The 16,408-nt window shown below is 62.1% G+C and carries 14 protein-coding genes and 1 pseudogene; 14 read left to right on the top strand and 1 reads right to left on the bottom strand.

The window, feature by feature from the left end; all coding sequences use genetic code 11:
* The 14 genes and pseudogenes from DBR24_RS00745 to DBR24_RS00680 all read left to right on the top strand — a co-directional run.
* A pseudogene (locus DBR24_RS00745) lies at positions 1–196 on the top strand (cobalamin biosynthesis protein CobQ); the annotation flags it as partial.
* 21 nt (positions 197–217) lie between these two features.
* On the top strand, positions 218–1,243 hold the full coding sequence (locus DBR24_RS00740; protein ID WP_128613588.1) for a polysaccharide biosynthesis/export family protein: 1,026 nt from the start codon (positions 218–220) through the stop codon (positions 1,241–1,243).
* A 17-nt stretch (positions 1,244–1,260) separates the two neighbouring features.
* The gene (locus DBR24_RS00735) at positions 1,261–2,853 is read left to right on the top strand and encodes a Wzz/FepE/Etk N-terminal domain-containing protein (protein ID WP_128613587.1); all 1,593 of its coding nucleotides are present in this window, start codon (positions 1,261–1,263) and stop codon (positions 2,851–2,853) included.
* Positions 2,850–3,941 (top strand): glycosyltransferase family 4 protein, encoded by a 1,092-nt coding sequence (locus DBR24_RS00730; RefSeq protein WP_123467504.1) that lies wholly within the window; start codon positions 2,850–2,852, stop codon positions 3,939–3,941. Before DBR24_RS00735 ends, DBR24_RS00730 begins: the two co-directional genes overlap by 4 nt.
* Complete coding sequence (locus DBR24_RS00725) at positions 3,938–5,308, top strand: O-antigen ligase (RefSeq protein ID WP_128613586.1); 1,371 nt, start codon at positions 3,938–3,940, stop codon at positions 5,306–5,308. The genes DBR24_RS00730 and DBR24_RS00725 overlap by 4 nt, the downstream gene beginning before the upstream one ends.
* The gene (locus tag DBR24_RS00720; protein ID WP_128613585.1) at positions 5,305–6,273 is read left to right on the top strand and encodes a glycosyltransferase; all 969 of its coding nucleotides are present in this window, start codon (positions 5,305–5,307) and stop codon (positions 6,271–6,273) included. The genes DBR24_RS00725 and DBR24_RS00720 overlap by 4 nt, the downstream gene beginning before the upstream one ends.
* Positions 6,266–7,402 (top strand): glycosyltransferase, encoded by a 1,137-nt coding sequence (locus tag DBR24_RS00715; protein WP_123467498.1) that lies wholly within the window; start codon positions 6,266–6,268, stop codon positions 7,400–7,402. The genes DBR24_RS00720 and DBR24_RS00715 overlap by 8 nt, the downstream gene beginning before the upstream one ends.
* 13 nt (positions 7,403–7,415) lie before the next feature.
* Positions 7,416–8,417, top strand: a complete 1,002-nt coding sequence (locus tag DBR24_RS00710) for a polysaccharide deacetylase family protein (RefSeq protein ID WP_123467496.1) — start codon at positions 7,416–7,418, stop codon at positions 8,415–8,417.
* Positions 8,414–9,721 (top strand): lipopolysaccharide biosynthesis protein, encoded by a 1,308-nt coding sequence (locus DBR24_RS00705; protein ID WP_123467494.1) that lies wholly within the window; start codon positions 8,414–8,416, stop codon positions 9,719–9,721. Before DBR24_RS00710 ends, DBR24_RS00705 begins: the two co-directional genes overlap by 4 nt.
* Positions 9,718–11,640, top strand: coding sequence for a hypothetical protein (locus tag DBR24_RS00700; RefSeq protein ID WP_128613584.1), 1,923 nt, complete (start codon positions 9,718–9,720; stop codon positions 11,638–11,640). The genes DBR24_RS00705 and DBR24_RS00700 overlap by 4 nt, the downstream gene beginning before the upstream one ends.
* Before the next feature lie 68 nt (positions 11,641–11,708).
* On the top strand, positions 11,709–12,398 hold the full coding sequence (locus tag DBR24_RS00695) for an N-acetyltransferase (RefSeq protein WP_123469143.1): 690 nt from the start codon (positions 11,709–11,711) through the stop codon (positions 12,396–12,398).
* A gap of 4 nt (positions 12,399–12,402) precedes the next feature.
* Positions 12,403–13,587: a GNAT family N-acetyltransferase gene (locus DBR24_RS00690; RefSeq protein WP_123467490.1), complete on the top strand. Its 1,185-nt coding sequence runs from the start codon at positions 12,403–12,405 to the stop codon at positions 13,585–13,587.
* Positions 13,559–14,350 (top strand): ChbG/HpnK family deacetylase, encoded by a 792-nt coding sequence (locus DBR24_RS00685; protein WP_128613583.1) that lies wholly within the window; start codon positions 13,559–13,561, stop codon positions 14,348–14,350. The genes DBR24_RS00690 and DBR24_RS00685 overlap by 29 nt, the downstream gene beginning before the upstream one ends.
* Positions 14,351–14,464: 114 nt before the next feature.
* The gene (locus tag DBR24_RS00680) at positions 14,465–15,157 is read left to right on the top strand and encodes a GNAT family N-acetyltransferase (protein ID WP_128613582.1); all 693 of its coding nucleotides are present in this window, start codon (positions 14,465–14,467) and stop codon (positions 15,155–15,157) included.
* A 152-nt stretch (positions 15,158–15,309) separates the two neighbouring features.
* On the opposite strand, the gene DBR24_RS00675 is transcribed toward DBR24_RS00680, so the two are convergent.
* On the bottom strand, positions 15,310–16,107 hold the full coding sequence (locus DBR24_RS00675) for a class I SAM-dependent methyltransferase (protein ID WP_128613581.1): 798 nt from the start codon (positions 16,105–16,107) through the stop codon (positions 15,310–15,312).
* Between the last annotated feature and the right edge of the window lie 301 nt (positions 16,108–16,408).

Genomic DNA, 16,408 nt, shown 5'->3' with positions numbered 1-16,408 from the left:
GTATTCCGCCGCCGACACGCTGGTGATCAGCACGCAGGTCGATGGTGTGGTGTTTGTCGTTCGCGCCGAAGACACCCGCTGGGAAGTCGCCCAGGCCGCCGTGCAACGCCTGACTCAGGCCGGGGCAAAAGTGGTCGGCAGCGTGTTCAACCGACGCAAGTACTACATGCCCAAATGGCTTTACAAAAACCTGTAAGCGAACGCGAAGGATGACGCCATGAACGCCAAGATACTTGTTCTGCTGATGCTGCCGCTTGCAGGCTGCTCAAGCACCTCCGAAACCCAGAACATGCCGGTGAATATCCTCACCGCGACGCCGGCCAACGCCCAGGCCACTGACATGCCGAAAGTCGAGCAGACCCTGCGCCCGCAGGATGTGCTGGACGTGATCTTCCACATCAGCACCAGCGGCTCGGATGCCTACCGCGTGCAGTCGGGTGATCAGATCGGCCTGAACTTCACCGCGGCCAGCCAGCTCAACGGCAACCAACTGGTGCTGCCCGACGGCACCATCAACCTGCCGGGGGCCAACACCTCGGTGAAAATCGCCGGGCTGACCAGCGATGAGGCCCGTGAAGAAATTCAGCGTGCCTATCAGCGCAAACAGTTGTTTCAGCCCAACCGCAATCAATTGACCGTGCAAATCATCAGCCCGTTGACCAACGAGCAGAACCTGAAAAGCGCGCTGAACCACCCGGCCACCGGCATGAGCCGTGAGATCACCGTGGGCACCGACGGCTACGCGAGCTTCCCGGAAATCGGCGCCGTGCCGCTGCAAGGCATGACCGTCAATCAACTGGAAACCTTCCTCAACCAGAAGTACGCGCAATTGCCCGGACGGATGAGCGTCGATGTGCTGCTCAAATCCACCGCCGGCAATGAAATCTACGTGCTCGGCGAAGTCGGCCAGCCGGGGTCCTACCCGATCCGCCGTCCGGTGTCGGTGCTTGAGGCGCTGACCCTGGCCCGGGGCACCAACGTCAAGGCCCGTCTGGATTCGGTGGTGATCATGCGCCGCAACGGCAACCAGGTGCAGGCCGTGCACTACGACGTGGAAAAAGCCCTGTCGGGCGACGCGTCGCAGATCGCCTACCTGCAACCGGACGACATGCTGTTCGTACCGAAAACCAAACTGGCGAGTGCCGGCGATCTCGCCCGGCAACTGGCAGACGTGGTGTTGTTCCAAGGCGTCGGGTTCAGCTTCGGCTACCGCGTCGACAACAAAAGCAGCAGCAGTAACTGACTCTCAGGTGAACGATCATGAATCCAAAGGAAAACTACCTGCATGAGTTCTTCAGGATCTTCTTCGCCAACAAGCAACTGGTGAAACGGGTCTTCCTGATCTTTGCAGTCATCGCGTTGTTACTGCCGCTGGTGCTCAAACAGAGCTTCGATATCACCGCCCAGGTGATCGTGCAGTCGAAAAAACTCTCCCAGGGTGACGCCACCACGTCACTCACCGTGGATAACGCCACCTTCATTCCGCCGTCACTGGCGGACATGGAAACCGAGAGCAACATTCTGCGGTCACCGGCGCTGATTCGTCAGACCATCAGCGAACTGCGCGACAAGGGCGAATACACGCCACCGGTCGGCATGTTCGCCAGACTGGTCGTGGAACCGTTCAAACGCTATGTCACCTCGCCGCTGCGCCAGTACCTGATCAATCCGCTGCGCAACATGCTCGGCCTGGAAACCGATCCGGTGCGTGACACCGCGCTCGACGCGTTGACCCAGCAAGCCATCGACAGCCTGAAAATCGAGACCCTGCCCGGCTCCAATGTAATCTCGATCGTCTACAGCTTCCCGGATCCGCATCAGGGCACGACGTTTGTCAGCGCCCTGCTGCAGAACTATCTGGTCAGCCGTCAGGCCCTGCAGTCGATCGACTTGCCGCAGTCTTTCTACGAGTCGAAGAAGCATCTCTATCAAGTGCGCCTCGATGGTCTGGAAGGTAACCGCCAGGCCTTGCTGGAAAGCGTCGGCTCGTCGGATCCGAAGGAAGAAATCACCTTCCGCCTGAACGCGATCAACACCGAGGAGCAAGCGTTGAACCTGTATCAGGATCGTCTGTTGCAGAGCCAGCGCTGGCTTGAATACCTGAAAACCGCGCTGGCCGCCGCGAGCAATAACAAGCTCAACGACTACACGTTTCCCTACACCTTCACCACTACGGTGGACAACGTGGCGTTCGAGGATCGCGAGATCAAGCAAATGGGTGAGCAACTGACCACCCAGGTCAGCCGCTACATGAACGATCTGGCAGTGTTCCAGCCCGGCAGCGAACCCATGCTGTTGACCCGCGAGCAAATCGCCCGCACCCGTCAGCAATTTCTCAAAGTGGTGAGCAACCGCATTCAGGAACGCACCAACGACCTGGCTGTGGTGCAACAGGTGATCAATCAGAAAACCGCACGCATTGCCGAGTTCAAGAACCGCATCCACACCTTGCAGCAGACCCAAAGCAAGTTGCGGCAGATGGACACGGAAATCGACGCGCTGCACACGGCGTTCTCGACCTACGCGCAACGCTTCGCCGAAAGCAGTACCGCCGGCTCGCTCAACGATGACCTGTCGAACGCCAAGGTGCTCAGCCCGCCGTTCGAACCGACGGAGCCGGCATTTCCGAAACCGTTCCTGATCATTCCATTCGGCCTGCTCACCGGTTTGCTGCTGGCGATTGCCCTGGTCTACGTGCGTGAGTTCTTCGATCATCGCTTCAAACATCCGGCGCAAATCAGCCACGAGCTGGGCCTGCCAGTGTTGCTGGTGATCAACGACGAGAACGCACTGCCGAGCAATCCGCACAAGAACTGGACGGTGCCTAGCTTCGTGCACTGGGTGCGCAATTGAACACCGCGTCCGCCCCGAACCCCGCGCTGCCGATCATTCATTTGCTCAGCAGCGGCGGTTTCTATGGCGCCGAGCGGATGTTGCTGGATCATTGCCTGGCGACGCCGGGACAGCATCAGGTGCTGTTTCTCGACGCGCCAGCGGAACTGATCGCGCGCTTCCGTGAGGCCGGGGTGGACTGTCGCGGGTGTGCCGGCCTGGGCGAATTGCTCAAGCACTTGCGGCAGCGGCGCAGCGAACAGCCGCTGATCAACACGCACAATTTCAAGGGCCTGCTATTCGGCTGGGTCGGGGCGACGCTGTTGCGCCTGCCGCTGGTGATTACCCAGCACGGCTTCACCCCGCGCAGTCGCAAGCAGAAGTTCTACACCTGGCTGAGCCTGCAACTGTGCCGCACCGCGTCGGTGGATCGGGTGGTCTGCGTGGCGGAAAGCATCGCCGCGCTGCACCGTCAGGCCAGTGTCCGGGCGGAGAAGTTGCAGGTGATTCCCAACGGTTTGCCCGCCGCCGCGGCGCTGGTTCCGGACGGCGACCGGCAGCGTTGGCTGAGCGGTTACGTCGGACGTTTGAGCAGTGAAAAAGGCCCGGATCTGTTTCTCGATGTGCTGATCCCGCTGTGTCACCAGCATCCGCAACTGGATGCGGTGATGCTCGGCGATGGCCCGGAACGCGAGGCGTTGCAGGCACGGATCGACAACGCCGGTCTGCAGCAACGGATACGTCTGCCGGGGTATCAGACCCACATGCAACCGTGGTGGCGACAGCTCGATGCGCTGGTGATCAGCTCGCGCACCGAGGGCACGCCGATGATTTTGCTGGAGGCGATGCAGGCTGGCGTGCCGGTGGTGGCGTTCGCGGTGGGCGGGATTCCCGATGTGCTCGAGCATCGGCATAACGGCCTGCTCGCCTCCCCCGTCGACACAGCGGCCCTCGCCCGTCAGCTCGACACCCTGCTGAGCGAGCCGAAACTGGCGCGCCAGTTGCGCGACAACGCAAAACGCACGCAACAGGATCGCTACGACCTCAAGGCCCTGGCCGAACGCTGGTCGCAGCTGTACATCCGCACGGCACGGGAGGCACGCGCATGATTTTCCCGCTCTCGATCGTCACTCTGCTTGGCCTGGTGTGCATCGGTTTGCTCGCCAGCCCTTATCCGTTTCTGGCACCCGGCGCCGTCATTGGTCTGGTGGGTTTTTCGGTGTTGTACCGCAAGCCGACCTGGGGCCTGCTGGGGATTGCCGCGCTGGTGCCGTTCGAAGGGTTCTTCAAGGACAGCGCGTTCTCCGGGAGCAAACTGCTCGGCGCCTCGCTGGCGGTGATCCTGATGCTGCAACTGGCCCTGCATCAGATTCCCGGTGAGCGCCTGCGCAGCAACCTGTGGCGTTTTTTGCTGTGGTTTCTGGTCCTGTATTTCCTCAGCCTGCTCAATACCGATGACCTGGGCATGTCGCTGGGGCACCTGCGCGAGTTGAGCGTCGGGCTGATCCTGTTTGTCATCACCTTGCTGATTGGTCGCGAACTGAACCTCGACCTGTTTGCCAGACTGGTAACCCTGAGCGTCAGCGCCACCTGCGCCATGGCGATGTTCTCGGCCAAATTTCAGGACCAGGGTCGTGCGGCCGGGCTGCTTGAAGACCCCAACGCCTTCGCCCTGCTGATCGCCTTCGCCATTCCGATGGCGCTGCTGTTGGTGATTCGCGGCCCCAACCTGCTGCACCGGTTGTTCTGGGGCGCCTGCTGCCTGTTGCTGCTCGGCGGCATGACCAAGACCGAGTCGCGCTCCGGGTTGGTGGTGGTGGCGCTGAGTCTGTTGATCGGCTGCTGGCACTACCGCGCCCAACTGACCCGGATCCGCCCACGGCACCTGGGTTTCGCCATGCTCGGCGCAGCCATTGTGATTCCGCTGGCGATCTACGCGATGCCCGCCGGCTACATCGCACGCATTCAATCCCTGAGCGTGCTCAGCGCCGGGGCCAAGGGCCACGACGACGAATCCCTCGGCCGTCGCGCCTCGTACATCGTGGTCGGCAGCCAGATGATCCGCGAAAACCCGCTGCTCGGCTCCGGCCCCGGCACTTTCCCGCTGCACTATGCAACCACCGGTTACGCCAAGGCGTTTTCCGCCAACCGCAAGATCGGCGACCTCTATCGCCGTGCCCACAACACCTACCTGGAAATCTTCAGTGAACTGGGGATTCCCGCCGGGCTGCTGTTCGTCGGCATGCTTGGCCTGGGCCTGTACAACCTGATCCGCGCACGCGCCGCGTGGCTGCTGCGCCGTGACGGGCAACAGGCAGACCTGATGACCCACCTGGGCGTGAGCTTTCTGTCGCTGACCCTGTTCCTGATGTTCCTCAGCGCGCCGAACCAGAAATACGTGTGGATCATGCTCGCGCTGACCAGCGTGCTGCGCCTGAAAGCCGAACAAGCCCCCCTGACCGAGGCCCGCACATGAGCCGGATCAGCATCATTATTCCGATGTACAACGAGGCCCGGCACATCGGCCGCACGCTGCTGGCTGCACAAAAAGCCGCGCATGCGGCCAATGTGGAGTGTGAGTTGATTGTGGTCGACAACGGTTCGAGCGACGACGGCCCGCACATCGCCCGCCAGTTCGGCGCGCAGGTGCTGGTGCTGCCGGGCCTGCTGATCGGCGCCCTGCGCAATCGCGGCGTGCTGCTGGCGAGCGGCGAGTGGCTCGCGTTCATCGACGCCGATGTCGAGATGCCCGAAGACTGGCTCAAGCCATTGTTCGAGCTGCAAGCCGAGGGACAGGCCGACGTATTCGGTCTCGACCTGCACACCCCCGCCGCCGCGCCGTGGTACGCCACCGCCTGGCAACGGCGCACACTGCGCCCGTCGACTCAGGCGTCGCACCCGGTGGAGTGGCTGCCCAGTTCCAACCTGCTGATGCGCCGCAGCTGTTTCGACAAGGTTGGCGGGTTCAACGAACACCTGCGCACCGGCGAAGACAAGGAGTTCACCCTGCGCCTGCACAAACAAGGTGCGCGGCTGCTGTCGCTGAACAGCAGCGTGGCCCTGCACTGGGGCTACGAGATGAACTGGCGTGAGTGGATGGGCAAGGAAATGTGGCGTCAGGGCAGCCATCTGCAACTGCTGCGCACCCATGGTTTCAGCCTGCGCCTGCTGCGTTTTCCGCTGCTGTCGCTGGCGGTGTGGATTCTGGATTTCCTCGCGATCTCGGCTTTGCTCGACGGCTTTCCGCATCACGCGGCAGTCATGGTGCTGTTGACCCTGTTACCCGGACTGGTCCTGAGCATTCGTCAGAGTGCACGCCATCACGACCTCGGACTGACCCTGCAACTGTGGGGCCTGCACTGGGTGCGCCTGCACCTCGCCGGGGCGGCGTTCATTCTCAATCTGTGTCATTGGAACGCCAGGAGGCCTGCCCGTGGCTGAATTCATTTTCTGGCTGTGCCTGTTGCTGCCGGTGTATGCCTACGTGGGTTACCCGTTGCTGCTGACACTTCTGTCGCCGCTGTTTCCGGCATGGCGTCACGCCCCGGCACCGCCGCTGAACGTGAGCATCGTGATCGCGGCACACAACGAGGCGCGGCATATCGAGCACAAGCTGCGCACGTTGCTGGCGCAGGATTATCAACCGGCCAGCTTGCAGATCATTCTCGCCAGCGACGGCTCCAGCGACGACACTGTGGCCTGCGCGCGCAAGGTGGTTGATGCGCGCATCAGCGTGCTCGACCTGCCGCGTCAGGGCAAAGCGGCAACGCTGAACGCCGGAGTGGCCCTGACCACCGGCGACATTCTGGTGTTCACCGATGCCGACAACCAATGGTCGCGGGAAACCCTCGGCCACTTGCTCGCGCCGTTGAGCGATCCCGCTGTCGGTGCCTGCGCCGGGCACATGGTGATCCCGGTGACCGGCGGCGGCCTCAGCGTCGGCGACAGCCTGTATCGGCACTACGAGGGCTGGTTGCGCCGGATGGAGAACCGCACCGGCTGCATGGTCTCCGCCGACGGTGCTCTGCTCGCCCTGCGCCGCGAGCTGTTCCAGAACGTACCGGCGGAGGTCAACGACGATTTTTTCATCAGTACCTGCGCACCGGTCGCTTTCAAACGCATTGTGTACGTCCCCGAGGCGCAAGTGATCGACCACGGCGTCGACGAAGCGGACAAACAGTTCCGCCGTCGTCAACGCGTGACTGTCGGTGGCTTGCAAAGCCTGGCCCAGCGCAGTGAGCTGCTCAACCCCCTCAAACATGGCTTGTATTCGGTCGCACTGATCAGCCACAAACTGATCCGCCGCCTGGCGCCGATCCTCCTGCTGCCGTTGCTGCTGAGCAACTTCTGGCTGTGGGACGACCACGGTTTCTATCGCCTGGCCCTGATCGCCCAGCTGTTCGGCTATGGCGTGGCGATCGCCGGTTTACTCGACTCGCAACACCGCTTGCCGAAACCGTTTCGTCTGGCCGCGTTTCTGCTGGTCACGCTCGCCGGGATGAGCCTCGGCCTGTGGCAGTTCCTGCGCGGCCAGCGGTATGCCCAGTGGAATCCTGAACAGAACCGTTAAGAGGACCGAAGCCATGGCGATCAAACAACTGATAAAACGCACCAGTGGCTGGCTCTATCTCAACTCTTCCGTGGGCCGCAACCAGTTGCACGGTGCCGGGGTCATTCTGATGCTGCACCGGGTGCTGGCCAACGACCGCGCCGCCAACCTGCCGCACCGCAATGAACTGTGCGTCGGGCCCAAGGCCTTCGAGCACTTGCTGGTGTGGCTGCGTCGCCACTTCGACTGCGTGCCGCTGATGGAAATCCTCCAGCCCAACTCGCTGCGCACCGAGCGCCCGCGGGTGGCGCTGACGTTCGATGACGGCTGGCGCGACAACGCGGTCAACGCCTGGCCGCTGCTGCAGAAATATCAGATACCGGCGAGTATTTTCCTCTCCACCGATTTCATCGGCAGCCGTCAACGTTTCTGGTGGGAGGCCCTCGGCGAAACCCTGTGGGGCAGCCACGGCGAGAAGCCGCGAATGCATTTGATCGAATGCCTGCAAGCGTGCGGTCATCCGCTGCCGGTGCTGCTCGACGACATCGACGTCGACCGGCGCAGTCTGGCGCTGTTGCATTACCTGCAAGGGCTCAAGGGCCTGGAGCCGCGCGAACTGGAACGCCTGACCGATGAATGTCCGCAAGAGTCGCAGCCGCAAGCGCTGGACTGGCATCAGGTGCGGGCGCTGGAGGCGTCCGGGCTGGTGCGTTTCGGCCCGCACGGTGCCAGTCACGCGATCCTCACCGGTCTGGATGATGTGCGCCTGAGCGAGGAAATCAGCCGCAGCCGCGATGCCCTGAACAACGGCTGCAACCGGCCGTTGCCGGTGTATTGCTACCCCAACGGTGACAACGACCAACGCGTGCGCGAACAGCTTGCCCGCCACGATTATCCGTTTGCCCTGGGCACCGCCACCGGCATCTATCGCGGCGAAGGCGATCCGCTGAACCTGCCGCGTTTCGGCGTCAGTCAGCGCACTGCACGCAATCCGGAACTGCTGTCGTGGCGAATCTTTCGCGGGGCACGGCCATGAGTCGAGGCCACTACCTCAAACATCTGGCGCTGAGCATGGGCACCAAACTGGCGATGATCGCCCTGCGTTTGCTGCGCAACGTGCTGCTGGCGCGGATCCTCGGGCCAAGTGAGCGCGGGCTGTTTGCCCTGCTCAGCACCTTGCCGGACCTGATCAGTGCGGCCACCAGTGGCGGGCTGAACTCGGCGGTCGGCTATCAGGCCGCCAAGCAACGGCCGATGGGCCTGCTGCTCAGTCAGGTGTTGGTGTTCGGCTGTTTGCTGGCCGGGCTGTTGACCTTGCTGGTGGTGGCGCTGGTACGTGAATTCGGCAGTGAACTGGATGTCACCGTGCAACTCGGTCTGCTCGCCTGGCTGTTGCTGCTGGCGGTGCCGCTGACGGTATTGAAAAGCGGTCTGCTGACCTTGCACAACGCCTCGGGCGGGGTGGTGGCGTTCAACGCCTTGCGCCTGGTCGAGTCGCTGGCGCCGCTGCTGCTGTTTCTCGCCCTGTTCTGGATGTGGAAAAGTGCCGCCCTCGAAGCGGCGCTGATCAGTTGGCTGGCCGGCATCAGCCTGGTCGTGCTCGCCGGCTGGGTCTGGCTCAAACGTGCGCAACCGTTGCAGCTGCAGTGGGATCGCGCCAGCCAGAACGAACTGCTGCGCTACAGCGCCCGCAGCCATCCGGACCTGCTGTTCCAGCAAGTGATCCTGCGCTCGGATTATCTGTTTATCGGTGCTTTGCTCGGCAGTACCGCGCTGGGCCATTACGCAATGGCCAGCGCCGCCGCCGAACTGCTGCTGATCGTTCCGGAGGCGGTGACCACACCCTTGATGAAACGCCTGCTGCAACAGGACGAAGGCATGGACAAGGTCACGCCACTGGCCCTGCGCCTGACCGCCACGGTGATGCTCGGCGCTTGCCTGAGCATGGCGGTGATTGGCCAATGGCTGATCGTCACGCTGTTCGGGGTCGCTTACCAACCGGCGTACCCGGCGTTGCTCGCGTTGCTGCCGGGGCTGCTGGGCTTGTGCTACGCAAGCATTCTGCGCCTCGATCTGCTGGGCAAAAACCGCCCCGGCACGGTGTCGTTGTTGATGGGCCTGGGCGCCCTGCTCAATCTGGCGCTGAACCTGGTGCTGATTCCGGCCTACGGCATCGTCGGCGCGGCGGCGGCTTCGTCGATTGCCTATCTGGCCGTGACCGTGGCGATGCTGGTGTTGTACTGCCGCTTGAGCGGCGTGCCGTTCTGGCAAACGCTGATCATTCTGCCGCGCGACGTCACACCGATGTGGCTGATGCTGCAACGGCGGAAAACCGCATGAAAGGCCTGGCCCTGCTGCTCGGTCTCGGCCTGTCGCTGGACGCCTTTGCCGCGTCCATGCGTTGGGGCGAGATCCGTGACGGCAGTCTGTATCTGCAAGCGGATCGCCCGGATACGGTGACGGTGCGCTGGACGCCGGCGTGGCAAGCCGAGGCCAATGAAGAGCATTTGTATCTGCTCGATGGCCAGGGCAGGTTGCAGGGCGACCGGTTCATTCAGGCCCGTGAAACCCGTGGCAGCCAGAGCTGGCCGCTGCTGCCCGGCGCGGCCAGTTATCGACTGGAGATTCCCGGCTACAGTTTCCGCCATTATCGCGTTGAGCATGACGAGCGCACCGTCGCGCTGTTCGCTCCGGCCAAGGTGCATTTCAGTGCCGAAACGCAAAACGGCGATGAATTGTATTTCAAGGTCGCCGCCGGCGAACACGCCGTGCTGGCCGGCAAGTTTCATGGCGGCGTCAGCGTGTTGCAGGCGCAACGGGTCGGCGATGATCAAGCGCTGACACTCGCGCTGAAACCCTATCGCGCCTACTGGCAATTCGATCAGGTCGCACTGCCGGTCAGCGAGCGCGAGCAAGTCTGGCGCCTGCGCCTGCAAGGCAGCGGCAAGGCGGCGTTCTGGCTAGATGGCACGGCCAATCTGTTTGCGCAAAACCCGCAGCAACTCAAACCCTTGCGCGAAGACGCCGGCCAGATCCATCTGGTCGTGCATGACAAAGTCCTGGGGCGCACGCCGGATCTGGGCATCGCTCTGCCCTACGTGATGCCGCCAGCGGCCAGTCATGCCGCGCTCGATGCGCTGAAACCGACAGCGGCGAGTTACTACAGCTTTGTTGATGTGACGGCGAAGAATCCGCATTTCGAAGATGCGTTCCGTCAGGTGTATCAGGCGCGTTTCGGCATCAAGCAGGACATCACGCTGCTGGCCGGCAGCCAACGGCAGGCCGATCTGCGCGCCGATGTGCAAAGCAACGGCGGCCTCGCGGCATGGCTCGCCGGCACCCGTGCGCTGGGCGGTCAAGGCACGCACTACATCGGCTTTGCCGACGAGCCGAACCTCAACTACTCCAGCTATGCGCAATATCAAGCGATCTTCACCAGCATGGCCCGGCAGGTGCGCAGCGATCCGGCCAATGCCAGGGCCGGTGTGCGCATTGCCATGCCGGCGAGTTCGCGGCTGGTCAACGGGCCGTTCGCCGAGAACGCGGCAGACAAGCGCGGCATCGACTGGGCGCGGCGTCTGCTCAGTGAATCAGGCGATCAGGTGGATGCACTGGCGTGGCACGAATGGATGATCCGCGACCTGCTCGCCACTCGCGTCTACCGCGACAGCGTGCGGCGCGCCGCCGAACTGGTTGGCCTCGACAGCAAGGGGCAGCCGCGTAAAGCCTTGCTGCTCGACCAGACCAATCTGTCCAGCGGTTCCAGCCTCAGCCCCTACGATCAGGAAACCCACTACACCTCGCTGTGGTGGGCGTCGGTGGTGATCAACGCTTCGCAGGATGGCTTGCTGAGCATGCTCAACTGGTTCCAGGCCGCCGATGAGCCGCAATACCCCAAAGGCATGCTGCGCGTCTCGGACGATGAACGCCGCTTCGAGCTGAAACCGGTGGGGCTGGCCCAGCAGTTCATTGCGCAGCACTGGCTGCATCAGGTGCTGTGGCTGGAGAACGATGGATTTGAGGTGGATGTACTGGCGATGGCCGGCGACGAGCAGCGTGGTCTGCTCGGCGTGAATAAAGGCACACGCCTGCAGCGCATTGATCTGAGCGGGGCGAAATGCCCGTTGAACAATGGCGCCTTGCGCTACTTCGGCGCCGACAATCGCAGTCGCGACGCGCCGTTTGCCTGCCAGGACGGACGCGTGCGTTTCGAGCTTCCGGGGCAGACCCTCTTCTCCCTTAGCTGGAGCGCGTCATGAACCGTCCGTTGATGTTCAGCTGCGCAGGCCTGTGGCCGCGCGATGCCTCGTCATCCGGAGTGAACACCATGAACATGCTCAACAAACTGACTGAACACCTGCGGCAGAAAGGACTTACTGCCACCGTCAAGAAAGCGTGGAAACACTACATTTTTTCCCATCAGGAACTGCTGTGGATGGAACGCGATCTGGTCAGCCCGGTGCCGCCGCACAGCCTCAAACCCTACCCACCGCTGCGGGTGGTGAAGATCACGGCGGACAACGCCAGCGCCTTTGCGCGCTATTTCGGCGACCGCGTCGGCACCATGGCCGAGCTGGCCAACGAAGGTCACACCGGGCATATGCACCTCGACGATCAGGGCGACGCGGTAGCGTTTATCTGGGGCAGCGCGCGGGACTATTTCGACCGGCACTATTACGGCTGCATGTTCCCGGTGAAACCCGGCGAATTCTTCGAGTTCGGCGGTGAACTGACCCGCGCCTACTGGGGCACCGAGCTGTCGGTAGATCTGCAACTGGAGTTGTGGAAAGCCATGGCCGCACAAGGTTGCGACAAGGTTGTCGACGTCTGCGAATTCCACAACATCCCGGCGCTCAAGCTGCACTTGCGTATGGGCTACACCGAGCAAAACCGCATCATGAATGTGTACACCCTGTTCGGTCGCTGGCACTTCTACCGCGAAACCCGCTACAGCGGCTCGCGTCTGGATGCGCTGCGCAAACCGTCCCGTCCACCCGTAACAGCCACGGCGGCCTGAGCCTATGGTGACGCGATTCGAATGGCGCACCTCGCTGTGCGCCGCCGACTTCCCGGCAATAGCGTATGAAGCGCTGTGCCTGCGGGTGACGGATCACACGCCGTTCAACCACCTCGGTTGGTTGTGCGCGGCCGAGCAGGCCCTTGGCGAGGGTGAGCGTTTGCACATTCTGCTGGGGTGGGAAGCGGACGAATTGCGTCTGTGCCTGCCATTGGTGGCGAGTCGCGAGCGTTTCGCCGGCGTGCCGTTCCGGGTCGTGCATCACTTGGGGTATCCACTGGCCGATCGCTTGGCGCTGTTGTCTTTGCTCGGCTGTGAGGACATGCGCAAAGCGTTGCTATTGATTCGCCAACGGGTGCCGCACGCGTTGCTGCAACTCAATGAATTGTCCGAACCTGCGGGTGAGGAAAGCGCGCTGACCGAATGGATGGCGCGCAGCTCGACCGCTGAACGGCGCCTGAGTTGTCGGGTGCCGGTGCATCTGATCAGCGCGGCCGATCATCAGGAAGTGTCTGGCGACCCGCGCTACAAACTGCGTCGGGCACGCAAGCGGATTGCCGCGTGCGGTGCCGAGGTGCGGCGCATCGTGCCCGATGCGATGAGCATGGGCCCACTGCTGCAGGTCATCAGCGACGTCGAAGCGGTGAGCTGGAAAGGTGACGAAGGCGTGGGGATTTTCGCCAGCGAACGCAGTCGGCAACTGATCGAGCGCGCCTTCACCGCCCTCGCCGGCCAGGGCCTGGTGCGGGTGGTGACACTGGAGTTGAACGGCCGCTGCATCAGCTACCGGCTCGGCCTGCTCGAACAGGGTCGGCTCTACGATTACAACCTCGCCTTCCTGCCGCAATACGCCGACCTGGGCAGCGGCCGGGTGTTGCTGGAGGAATGGATTCGCTGGGGGCTGGACGACAACTGGCGCTGGATCGACGCCTCGCGGGTCAGCCTGGAAAACTCCAGCCATCAACTGCACGAACGCATGACCGGGCAACTGGAGCATTGGCGCTGGAGTTTCTACTCATGGCGCCCGAGTGGTCTGGTGCTCGGCCTCGGCCTGCGCCTGTGGCATCGACTCAAACCGACGCTGCAACAGTGGCGCGCCAAACGCGCAGATAAACCTGCACCTGTCGTCAAACCTGTCGCAATCACCACGGAGGGCGAACATGCCTCGCCAAGTCATAGTCAACGCTGACGATTTCGGCCTCAGCCCGAACGAAAACGCGGTGATCTTCGCCGCGTTTCAGTCAGGGCTCATCAGTTCTGCCACGGCGATGGCCAACATGCCGGCGTTCGAAGCGGCGTGTGCCATGGCGCGGCATGCGACGCTGCAAGGGCGGGTCGGGCTGCACTTCAACCTGACTTATGGACGACCGCTGAGCCAGGCGATTCTGACACGCCGCACCTTCTGCGATGACTTCGGCGTGTTCGACCTCAGCCTGCCGCGCCACAGTTTCTGGCTGGGCCGCGAGGATCGCGAGGCAGTGCGTGAAGAATTGCAGGCGCAGTGGCAGCGCTGTATCGAGCACGGTGTAAGGCCAAGCCATATCGACTCGCACCAGCACGTGCACAACATCTGGCCGATCGGCGAGATCGTCGCACGGTTTGCCGCGCATCAAGGTGTACCGATTCGGCTGGCGCGCAACCTGGGACAGAACCTCAATCTGCCCAAGCGTGTATTCAAGGGATTGCTCAATTGGCGTTTGCAGAGTCTGGCCGGTGTCACCGCCGATTACGTGTGCACGCCGATCGACCTGCGCAACGACAACGCGCCGACCGACGGCGTGCTGGAAATCGTCGCGCATCCGACGCAACTCGGCGCCGACTTTGGCGATGCCTATCTCCACCCCGACGAGTCTTTGAGCCGTGTTCTAGAGCAGCGGCTGATGGGCGTTCCGCGGGTTTCCTATACCGATCTGAACAAGGATTTTCTACGCGGGGCGACGGCACTCGATTGAGCTACACAAGTTGAAATACTTTCCAAAGTAGCCCTTTGAAATTAACTGGCCAGCGTGATCTATACCCACAACAGCACCATCCACCACACCCGGGCTGCGGCCACGGAGGGCATCATGAGCGTGATCGAAAAACTACAAGAACGCATCCGACAAAAGGGCCTCGGCCGCACGTTCGGCACGTTGTGGAAACGCTACGTGTTCTTCCATTGGGAACTGTTGTGGATGGAGCGTGACCTGGTCAGCCCAGTACCGCCACACAAGCTGCGGCCTTACGACGGACTGCGCAGAGTCGAAATCACGCCGGAGAACGCCATCGCCTTCGCCAAGCATTTTGGGGACCGCGTGGGCACCATGGCGGAGCTCGCCGCCGAGGGGCACACCGGGCACATGTACCTCGATGCTGACGGCCACGCCGTCGCTTTTATTTGGGGCAGCATTCGCGACTATCACGACCGTCACTATTACGGCTGCACCTTCCCGGTGAAGCCGGGTGAATTCTTCGAGTTTGGCGGTGAAATGACCCGCGCCTATTTCGGCAGCAGCCTGTCGGTGGACGTGCAAGTGGCGCTGTGGCAAGCCATGGCGGCGCAGGGTTGCGACAAGGTGGTGGACGTGTGCGAGACGCACAATATTCCGGCGCTGAAGCTGCATATCCGCATGGGATACCACGAGCAGGGGCGGGTCACGCACGTTTACGGCCTGTTCGGCCGCTGGAGGTTTTTCCGTGAAACGCGGTATGAGGGATCACGGCTGGAACCGCTGCGCAAACCGGGACGGCCGGTGGTGAGCTCGGCGGCGCAGGCTTGATTCAATCCGAGGATTTGTGGCGTCTTTAGGCCGCCATCGCTGGCAAGCCAGCTCCCACAGAGTTTTGAGTTGTACCGGTTATTTATGTACGACACAAAATCCTGTGGGAGCTGGCTTGCCAGCGATGAGGCCAGTGGCAACGACGATGAATTTCAAATCCTGGTGGCGACCAAGGTAAAACACATCGGCATCTGCGCCTCTTGATTCAAATACCGGTCATACACCTCTTCCCGGTTCGAATGGGCGTACTCCCTGAAGTGCGCAATATTCAGCCCTGCCGCAATGGCAGCGCTGAAGATGGCGCCAAGGTTATGCACAAACCAATACGACTTCGCCGCCGGCTGCTCAACCTTGCCGACATAGACAATCGGCTCTTCCTGCACAAACGGCTCGGCACGAAAGTACGAGCTGGCGAGGCGGTACGGATCTTCAGCGTCGGGATCAACCATTTCCAGGAACGGATGGGTTTCGTAGATCACCAGTTTGCCACCCGGCTTCAGCGTTGAAGCGACATGGCGGAAAAACTCGCCGATGTCCGGCATCCAGTTGAGAACGCCGATGGTGATCAGCGCCACGTCGAAACGATTGTGCAGGGACGCTGGCAGATGATGGATATCGCTTTCGATGAACTCGGCATTGTGCGGTGAACGCTTGTTCAGCTCACGCGCCTGTTCGAGAAACGCAGCCGATTGATCGACACCGACCACGCTTCTGGCACCGAGGGCAAACAGGGAGAGACTCTCGCGGCCATTGTTGCAGCCCAGTTGAATCACATCCTTGGCGTCGACCTCCAATAACCCGCTCAGGGTCTCATCGAGGCAGGAGAAATGCGCCTGCGCGACGTCGCTCAGCAACGCCTGCCAGTCAGGCGAATCCTGATGGTGACGGGCGGAATCGTTCCACGCCTGTCGATTGCTCTCGATGGCGGTTTTATTATTGGGCACTTCCATGGCGCACTCCGGACGAGGCTCGTGATTGAGCGGATCCGAGTCTAGATCAGCCCGGCAATTGTGGTTGTTGCAAACTTGTAAGCCAATTCCTGTAGGCGCTGCCGAACGCGGCCCGAGCCTGCGGCAGCTCCTACATTGGTTTCGTATGGGGCAGCTATAGTTAATAGCCTTGGGGAAAACCGCACTCGCAGGTGCCGCCATGCTAATGCTCGAACGGCTGTTGTTGACCGGCTGTCTGCTCGCTGCCACTCAGGCGCAAGCGCTGGACAGCAATTTCAATTATTACGGGCCGAACCAGCCC

The organism is Pseudomonas sp. HMWF006, from assembly GCF_003061205.1.
Taxonomy (GTDB): Bacteria; Pseudomonadota; Gammaproteobacteria; order Pseudomonadales; family Pseudomonadaceae; genus Aquipseudomonas; species Aquipseudomonas monsensis.
The sequence above is the reverse complement of the archived record's forward strand: the minus strand, read 5'-3'. Positions and strand labels throughout refer to the sequence as shown.